At 31.0% G+C, this 2,966-nt stretch carries 2 protein-coding genes; both read right to left on the bottom strand.

Annotated features, from left to right (window positions below; all coding sequences use genetic code 11):
• A partial coding sequence (locus Q0352_RS12575) for a hypothetical protein (RefSeq protein ID WP_299527999.1) occupies window positions 1-1,636 on the bottom strand: 1,636 nt, incomplete at its 3' end.
• A 4-nt stretch (window positions 1,637-1,640) separates the two neighbouring features.
• Window positions 1,641-2,966 (bottom strand): terminase family protein (locus Q0352_RS12570; protein ID WP_299527998.1); only part of this gene is annotated, 1,326 nt, incomplete at its 5' end.

The following is a 2,966-nucleotide window of genomic DNA, read 5'->3' as shown; positions in this document are numbered from 1 at the left end:
GTTTCTCAACCACTTTTATTTCTTTCTTATTTTTTGAAAACCAAGCATCATACTCTGCTGATAGTGTTTCTTTTGTTTTTATATAATCTTGTTTAGTTAAAGTTCCCCACCATTTACTAAATAAAATCTTACGTTGTGCTTCTTCACTACCAAAAACATCACTAATATCTTTTAAAGATTGATGTAAATATGGCTCAATTTCTGATTTAATTAAGTTTTTAGCAAGTTCTATAGGATTTGTACGATAAGTTGCTTGTAGATATTGTCTAAATAACTCATCCATTATCGTGTCGTTCTCCTGGTTATTACGAGCATCTTCATATCTCTTTAAAATAGTATCACTTGGCTCAATAACATAATCTCTACCGTAAGTAATTGTTATCTTGTTGTCATTACGTTTTTTACCTTTATCAATAAAGTTTAATATCCATTCTGACATTTTCCACTCTATAAACTCACTATAATCAGCATATTTATTTAACCTATTCTCAATAGGTTGCTTATTAAATAATACTTCAGTAGTAGTTTTTCTGCCACCAAAAGTTTCTATACTATTTAACGGTGTACCCCAGAAAGTTATAGTTGCAATACGCTCTAAAGTTGTTAATTCTGTGCTATATTGATCCCAAGTTTCATTATCAGGCTTAATATGACCTGCAATATTAGGTGCAATTACAGCTTGGTCGCCTGTTGGAACTGGCAAAGTAACAATATCAGTAACATCACCTTTTGTCAAATAACCTCTACCATCACAAGAACCACAAGGATTTCCATCATCATCTTTTCCTCTACCTTTGCAATCATCACATTCAGTAACGTATCTCCAATGTATTGGGAAACCTTGCGTGAATTTATAGATAGTTTTTATAGATTGGTCACGAGCATATTCTTTAGATAACCCTAAAATTGGTGTAATAGGAGAAATACGATAATCCATTCCTGTTTTTACAATATTAGAATTTAATATTGCTGGAACTTCACCAAAAGGGTGTTTAAAACTCATTTGGTCTGACAATATAATCTCTTGACCTATTTCAATAAATGTTCTATCTGTTAAATCATCTACTATTCTCCATAGTTGAACATCTAAACCTTGAAATTTAGCTTTTGTAGGCTCAAAAATTATCCAATCTAATAATTGACCTCTATTTTTATAGGCACGAATATCATTAATACTCTTATATGTTGGATATACTTCTTTTTTAGGTTCAGTAGTATATTCCATAAACATAACACCATTAGGGTCTACATTTGCTAAATTAATACCTGTATTTTGAATCCAATGTGAAAGCGTATTGCTATCTTTAATATTTGATAGTGTAAATAGCAATTCACGTTTTATTTCATCATCGTCAATATCATAAACCTTATTACCACCTGTTGCATACCAAATATTTTCTAAAGGCTGAAAAAGTCTTGTGAAAAAGTCTTGAATATCTCGAGAATACTTTTTACGTGCTTTTGCTTTTGCCTCACCCTCAATAAACTCAATTTTATCAATAAGTTTAGTTTTGAAATCATCACCCTCAACTAAAGCATAAAGCATAGATGATTCAGTTCTTAATTTACTAAGTTTAGGATTTAAACTCTTGTTTTCTTTAATTAATGCTAAAGCATCGTTGTTTGATAGTATCATAGTTTTACCATATTATTTTTTGTGCAGAAAAAGCACCAACTTCAGTTATCATTCTCATCATCATCATATCGGCAAAGTCAGGACTTCGTAATAATCTCTTTTTTAAATCACTTTTACGTTCTAATCTTATTTTGCCATCATCTGTATTAGGTTGTCGGCAAATTTGCTCTAATTCTTGTACTATTTGTTTCTTATACTTCTCATCTGCGATGTAAATATCGCCTTTTTTAGTTAATTCTGCTAATTTATAATAACATTGTGTCTTTAAGTTAATATAATTCTCACTTCCATAAGCCTTTTTATTATTATTAAATGCCATTGCACCTTTAAGGTTTCCGTTATTAACACTACTCCTAACGAATGTTTTTAAACCATCAGCATCATAAATTACATTACTTATTGGCACTCCATACTCAATTCTTAAATCGTGAATCTTTTTAGAAACCATTACTTCACTAATCTTTTCAATACCAATTATCTTTTCTAAAACCATTCCATCCCAAATACCTATAACGAATAAATCACTTCCTTCGTATGCAATATCTGCTGTAATATATTTGTTACCTGTTTTTGGTACATATTCATTAGTAAATAAACCTATAATCTTTTCATAATCAAAAATTGCCAATTCATTATCGTCATATTCCCAATTACCATAAACTAAACGTTGAGTAGCTGATAAATCATTACCCATACGCCTAATCATACCATCAATATAGTCTTGCCCTAACGCTATATTATCACCAACTAACGCTTGTATAAACTTACGATGTTTTGGCAACTTATCATTTTTCCAAGGTATATAATAACCTTCATACAAATAGTTTTTAGATGGATTTGCTGTTTGAAATAATTTAGGTATTAATTTATACTTTTGATTATTCCAACGACCTAAACTATTTGCTAACGATGTTATACAACGTTCATCGTCTACCTCTCCAGCTTCCTCAAACCAACCTCTCGTCATTTCCATAGAACCGAAACGAGCATAAATCGGATCACTCGGAATCCACTTTGCATCTAAATAAAACACCTTACTACCATTATGTAAATTCCAAATGTTATTCTTACCATCGAATTTATACATATCTTCAGTAATACCCCAATCTTCAAATACTTTGTGAACAGTACCACTTGTATATTTTACTAAATCTGCCAATGTCTTACGAGCAATAAAATATCTTGTATCTGGGTACATAAAAGCATCACCAAATATCAATGCAACTCCAAGATATGATTTACCACCACCTTTTCCACCACCATATAATATTTCTTCTACATCGTCATCTATCCAAGCCTTTACAGCTTCAAGTTGCTTTTTGTTACCCCT

The organism is uncultured Lutibacter sp. (assembly GCF_937891065.1).
In the GTDB taxonomy this organism is placed as follows: domain Bacteria; phylum Bacteroidota; class Bacteroidia; order Flavobacteriales; family Flavobacteriaceae; genus Lutibacter.
Note: the sequence above shows the minus strand (reverse complement) of the source record. Positions and strands in the feature narration are given on the sequence as shown.